The organism is Bacillus timonensis, from assembly GCF_004799755.1.
Lineage (GTDB): Bacteria > Bacillota > Bacilli > Bacillales > Bacillaceae_L > Ferdinandcohnia > Ferdinandcohnia timonensis_A.
The window spans coordinates 44076-50075 of record NZ_SLUB01000031.1; the positions used below are offsets into that span (position 1 = coordinate 44076).

Below are 6000 nucleotides of genomic sequence, written 5' to 3' on the forward strand. Positions count from 1 at the left end.
TACAAAAGGATTCTCAGAGTTTCCCGCATACAGCCAAGTTTACGCTACATTCTTACGAATATAGGGGGCAAGTTGTTTACCCGTAGGAGCAACGGTTAGTAAGTGTGAGTTACGAATTCCGTGTTCTTTGATTCCTTCTTTAATATCTTCTGGCATTTTTTGCATGTATCCAGTATTTATGAGCGCTTCTCTGATACGATTGCCATCCTCTGGTGAATTTCCTTCTAAGAATGGGAAGCTTCCTTTTTCTTTTGCTAGTTCAATTGATGCTCGATAAGCAGTAGTTGCGATTGTTTCGAACACTTCATCAACTAACTTATTTCCTTCTTCTGAACCGTATTCTGTCTCACAATAGATAAGAAGATCGTGTAATCCCATAACACCAAGACCAACACGTCGTTCACCTAATGCTTGGGTTTTATTCGCTTCTAAGAAGTATGGAGTTGCATCGATTACGTTATCCTGCATTCTTACTCCTACTTCAACTGTTTGCTTGAGCTTTTCAAAGTTAACAGTTTTTGTTTCTTTATCAACCATTTCAGCTAAGTTAACCGCTGCAAGGTTACATACACTGTACGGTGCGAGGGGTTGCTCACCACATGGATTTGTTGCAACGACTTTTTGACCATAGCTTTGTGCATTAGTCATGTCGTTTGCATTATCGATGAAGAATATTCCTGGTTCTGCTGCATAAGTTGCACAAATATTGATTAGGTTCCAAAGTTCTTTAGCTTTAATCTTACGGTATACACGTACTTTGTGGCCGAGTTTCTCCCACTCACGTACGTCCCCAACCTTGTGCCATTCTTCATTATAGTGTTTCATTTCTTCTGCATTGTAGCTTTCAACATCTGGGAATTTGAGTTCATACATTCTGTCTTCTTCAACAGCTTGCATAAAATCTTTTGTGATACACACTGAAATATTTGCACCTGTTAGGAATTCAGGATTATGAACACTGTAAGTTCCGCCAGTTACTAATTTTTGCTCAGCATCTTTAATAATTTTCTCACTAAACCCACCATAACCAGGAATTTGTTTATAGTTTACAATACCCTGGTACATTTGAATTTCCTGTTCTGTAAATGGAGTGAATTTTAGCTTTTCTTGAGCGTATTTTTTAATCGTTTCATCTTCTGTATTTTCCATTAAATAGCGAAGTATTCTTGGATTTTGCATTTTTGAGATGATGAATTCAATAATGTCAGGGTGATCAGATTGTAACATGATCATTTGTGCTCCCGATTTGTTACTCCTCTTTTGAGGGGGATGGTCATTTCTGCCATCCTCTCATGCTTTCACATGAGGTCAGACTATATCATCAAAGATAAGAATTTTTCATACTTTCGAATTAATTTTATATCACCATGTCTATATAATAGTTGCCCAATATCACGCAACTCTTTTATGCTTTAAATCATCACATGGAGTTTTACAATTAATTCGATTAATTCCTCTTTGTCTCGCGCCCCATATTTACGTCGCCGAACGATATGGTTTACTCCTTCCATTGCTTCCAATTGTAATCCCCCTAACTTTAGATAGTACATTGGAAACTTTAGGAAGTTTCAATAGTCGTTGAACGTTAACCTTTGTTTCCAAAGGCTCTTCGCTGCTGATTGCCCATTGTTTCATCCTTATCATTTTCAAGCATTCACGCTCACTGTTGCCAGTCACGTTGTAGCTGATAAAGCTTTAGGGTGTTCCAGCAATTCACGAGATTACGTCGCCGAGCTGTTAACGACGTGACCCACCCTGCTCAACAAGATGTGTTAATTTCGCAATGTCATCTAACCATGAAACAGAACCAGATGACTTACCATTTACACCGCGTGCTAGTGTGTTACGAGGGCGTAATGTAGAACCATTTGTTCCTACACCGCCACCACGACTCATGATTTCCATGACTTGTTTGCGGTGCTCAGAGATCCCTTCGCGAGAGTCCTGAACGTACGGCATTACGTAACAGTTAAAATACGTAACATCCGTATCCGCACCTGCTCCGTAAAGAACTCGACCAGCTGGAATGAAGTTTAGGCTTACAAGTTCTTGATAAAACTTTTTAAACCATTCCTTACGCTTTTCTTCCGTTTTCTCCACAGAAGCTAGACCAGTGGCATTTCTTTTTGCGATTTGCTCATAGAAAATTTCAAGTGGCTTTTCAATAACATCTAGTGAGCGATTCACAATTCCTGTCTCGACTTCCTCAGGGTTATCCAACACACCACGATACTCTTCTTCTACCAGTACCTGGGCTGTCTTCTTCTCCCAATCGATGTCAACGATGAAACCTAAACCACGTGCAGGAAACTTTGGATCCTCTTTGATCGTTAGAACAACAAAGTCACCTTCTGCTAAAGTAAGCTTCTCAGTATCCTTAAATGTATACCGGTCAAGCATTACTAGCCTAGATACGCCCTTATGCGTAATCTTCATGTCCTCTGTAATTGGATGGACTTGAGGAAAAAGGCGTATGTCCTGGTTCAACCTTTCAACATTAATATTCATTTTTTCTAGCACAACAGTCATTCCCACATCTCCCTTTAAATCTATTAATTCAATTGTGATTGTTTTATTGTGATAAAATTAAAGTATCATATATCCATATGAAAAACAACACAAAAATCAATATATAGTGTTAAAATAATTTTCGACACCACTACATATTGATTTTCATATAAAGAAAATCTATTTTGTCAAACTGAAAATAGTATAAAATATAAAGAAAAACAGAGGAAAAACTAGGTAAACTAAATTTTTTCGTCTATTTTGAAGAATTTTGTCGGTTGCTTTTTACCTATATAGACGAAACTCAGATATACCAAAGATTTCAAGTTTTGCCCTAGTAAAATACGACTAAAAAAAGTCGTTTATCGTTTAAAATTCCATTCATCTGTTTTGTATCGTCTTTCCGCAATTTCATTTACGTAGTTCAATTCTTCATTTGTCAATTGATATGGCTCAAGCACTACATTCAGGCCTTCCTCAAACCCTTCCTTAAAAGCTTTCTTTGCCTCTTCAATCGTAACTGGAATCTCCCTTAATGCATTTATAGCAACTGCTTTATTTTTAAAATTGCGCTGCATCCTTTCTTTGACACGCTCACTTGGATATTTAAATAGATCGAATAATTTATCCTCATCTATATCTAGTAGGATCGATCCATGTTGAAGAATAACACCCTTTTGTCTTGTTTGTGAACTACCGGCAACTTTCCTTCCTTCAACAACAAGCTCGTACCAAGAAGGTGCATCAAAGCACACTGCAGAACGTGGGTTTTTTAATCCTTCACGCTCTTCAGCCGTCTTTGGAACAGCAAAATATGCATCAAGGCCTAATTTGCGAAAGCCTTGCAAAACGCCTTCAGATATAACGCGGTACGCTTCTGTTACCGTTTTAGGCATTTCAGGATGTTCCTCTGACACAATCACACTATAAGTAAGCTCCTGATCGTGTAAAACTCCTCTTCCGCCTGTCGGACGACGAACAAAGCCTAAACCATATTTTTTCACAGCATCTAAATCAATTTCTCTTTCTACTTTTTGAAAATAGCCAATTGAAAGTGTCGCTGGATTCCAACCATAAAAACGAATTGTCGGTGGAATCTTTCCTTCACTGTTCCAATCAAGTAATGCTTCATCTAAAGCCATATTAAACTCTGGCGAACAGTTGCCAGAATCAATAAATCTCCATACCTCTTTTTCCATACGAAACCCTCTTTGTTCAAAATTGTTTGCCATTCCTTAGTCTATCAGAACAAAAATTGTTTTTCAAAATCAAAACCTCCAGAGAATTCCTTTGATTCTTTTTAAACACACGAATATAATAGAAAAGAGAGATAGAAAAAGGAGTAGATTGATTTTGGAAATACTTTTAATTGTTTTAGGTGCAATCATCGCATATGGGGTTATCACATTCTTCTACCAAAGAAAAATAGTTACTGTTTTAAATGAAGAAAAATTTCGTGAAGGATATCGTAAAGCACAACTAATCGATGTCCGTGAACCAAACGAATTTGACGGAGGTCATATTCTAGGTGCACGTAATATACCATTATCACAAATGAAAATGCGCTTAACTGAAATCAGACCTGATAAACCAGTCTACTTATACTGCCAAAACACTGTCCGTAGTGGCCGTGCAGCACAATTACTTCGTAGAAAAGGCTATAAAGAACTTTACCAGCTGCAAGGTGGTTTTAAAAAGTGGTCAGGTAAAATAAAGAAAAAGTAACCTATTCCATATTGGGAATAGGTTTTTTCATGTGTGGTTTATGATAAAATATAGCAAGAATAGACTGAGGTGATACTTTGAACATTTCAAAAGGACTTTACCATACCATCTACCATCCTAGACTAATCATCATTCCGCTTATCGTAAACGTATTTCTAACATTCATAGGAACAATAGCTTCATATGCTGGCTTCAGTATATTATATTTTAGCAATAGCTACGCAGCACCCTTTGGAATCCCCTTTTTAGATGATGTTATATTTCCTTTTCAAGGACTAATAGCAAATTGGTTGCTTACCAGCATAGCCATCATTGTCATTCTACTATTAAAAAGCTATGCGCTCAGCACCTACCTCGGCTCCATGAAATGCTTTTTAGTAGGACCTGATAATACATATTCCATCTTAAAAATAGCCCCTTATTATTTTGATAGAATGGTGAGGTTTTCGATAATTGAGTTCTGCATCAGCGGAATACTCTTAACTTTTTCAACTGTTTTTTGGCCGTTAGCCCTTTTAGGAATTTTAATTGTATTATTTTACTCCCTAACCCCATACATCATTGTTCTAGAAGACACCACTGTAAGAAACGCAATTGCAAGGTCACCAAAACTATTTATAAAAAACTTCGGAACCTTATTTTTGATTGCGTTGGTTTCACTCATTTTTAGATTTTTAATTAAGGAGATTCCATTTCCTGACACAAAAATGGAATACTATGTTGTTTCACTCCTATATAGTTTTATCGGGACCATACTGATTTTTGCAGTGATGAATTGTTTACATAAAAGCATCTATACATTCATTCTTCCTTCAAAGAAAGTAATAAAATCAAGAAAGCTTTTCCTACCACTATGGATTGTAGCCCTTCTTTTACCATTACTTGGGGCTATGCTAATTGTTGATTAAGGAAAGAAGCATTAAATGAATGGATAGATCCGGAAGAAATTTAGTTGGGGTAATCTATCAAATGGAGAGTTATTCTATTTATTGTTTTGAGTTCTAGTGATATACCGTTTACGCTGTTTGCGATATACCATTTATTGTTTTTCGATTGGATGATATACCGATGATAGGGTTTGTGGGTTTGGCATTACCTAATTTTTTACAATTGTGAACCTCTTATGATCTTTGCTGTATCGGATTCCCCTAATTTTTTACAATTGCGAACCTCTTTATGGTGTTTGCTGGTTCAGCATTTCCTAATTTTTTACAAACACGAACCTCTTTATAGCGTTTGCTGGAACAGTGTTTCCTAATTTTTTACAAATTCTAACCTCTTAATGGCGTTTACTGGAACAGCGCCTCCTAATTTTTTACAAACGCTAAACTCTTTATGGCGTTTGCTTAATCAGCGTTTCCTAATTTTTTACAAATGCTAACCTCTTATGGCGTTTGCTGAATCAGCGTTTCCTAATCTTTTATAATTTAGAGTCTCTTTAAGACGTTTGCTTGGTCATCATTACCTTATTTTTGCCGTTATTGAAAATGACAATCTTAAAAAGCTTTTGTAATGTCTAGCGTTACCTTATATTTAAACTTAATCTCAAAACGGGAATGAATTCACACTTTACATTACATTCAGCAAGCTACACTCCCCTAACAATTCCATTCAAAAAACAATAGAAAAAAAGACCAACCATATTGGCTGATCTTTAGTGTGCCTAGCGACGTCCTACTCTCACAGGGACAAAGTCCCAACTACCATCGGCGCTGAAGAGCTTAACTTCCGTGTTCGGTATGGGAACGGGTGTGACCTCTTCGCTAT

Annotated in this window: 3 protein-coding genes, 1 rRNA gene and 2 pseudogenes; 2 read left to right on the forward strand and 4 right to left on the reverse strand. The window is 36.9% G+C overall.

Annotated features, from left to right (window positions below; genetic code table 11):
* Positions 1-78 precede the first annotated feature (78 nt).
* The 3 genes and pseudogenes from E1I69_RS15680 to E1I69_RS15690 all read right to left on the reverse strand — a co-directional run.
* Positions 79-1315, reverse strand: a pseudogene (locus tag E1I69_RS15680) (vitamin B12-dependent ribonucleotide reductase); the annotation flags it as partial.
* 425 nt (positions 1316-1740) lie between these two features.
* Positions 1741-2529 (reverse strand): annotated as a pseudogene (locus E1I69_RS15685) (ribonucleotide reductase N-terminal alpha domain-containing protein); the annotation flags it as partial.
* A gap of 341 nt (positions 2530-2870) precedes the next feature.
* Positions 2871-3707, reverse strand: coding sequence for a lipoate--protein ligase family protein (locus tag E1I69_RS15690; protein ID WP_136380510.1), 837 nt, complete (start codon positions 3705-3707; stop codon positions 2871-2873).
* A 154-nt stretch (positions 3708-3861) separates the two neighbouring features.
* On the opposite strand from E1I69_RS15690, the gene E1I69_RS15695 reads away from it, so the two are divergent.
* Together E1I69_RS15695 and E1I69_RS15700 are read left to right on the forward strand one after the other, a co-directional pair.
* Positions 3862-4233 carry a rhodanese-like domain-containing protein gene (locus tag E1I69_RS15695; protein WP_136380511.1) on the forward strand — a complete coding sequence of 124 codons (372 nt, stop codon included), beginning with the start codon at positions 3862-3864 and terminating at the stop codon, positions 4231-4233.
* Between the two features lie 77 nt (positions 4234-4310).
* Positions 4311-5141, forward strand: coding sequence for a hypothetical protein (locus E1I69_RS15700; protein WP_136380512.1), 831 nt, complete (start codon positions 4311-4313; stop codon positions 5139-5141).
* Positions 5142-5894: 753 nt separating this feature from the next.
* On the opposite strand, the gene rrf is transcribed toward E1I69_RS15700, so the two are convergent.
* A 5S ribosomal RNA gene (gene rrf / locus E1I69_RS15705) occupies positions 5895-6000 on the reverse strand; the annotation flags it as partial.

What these genes read in the sequence shown, in the direction of transcription:
- E1I69_RS15690 (WP_136380510.1), bottom strand. Translation starts at nt 3,707, where the DNA reads ATGGAAAAAGAGGTATGGAGATTTATTGATTCTGGCAACTGTTCGCCA.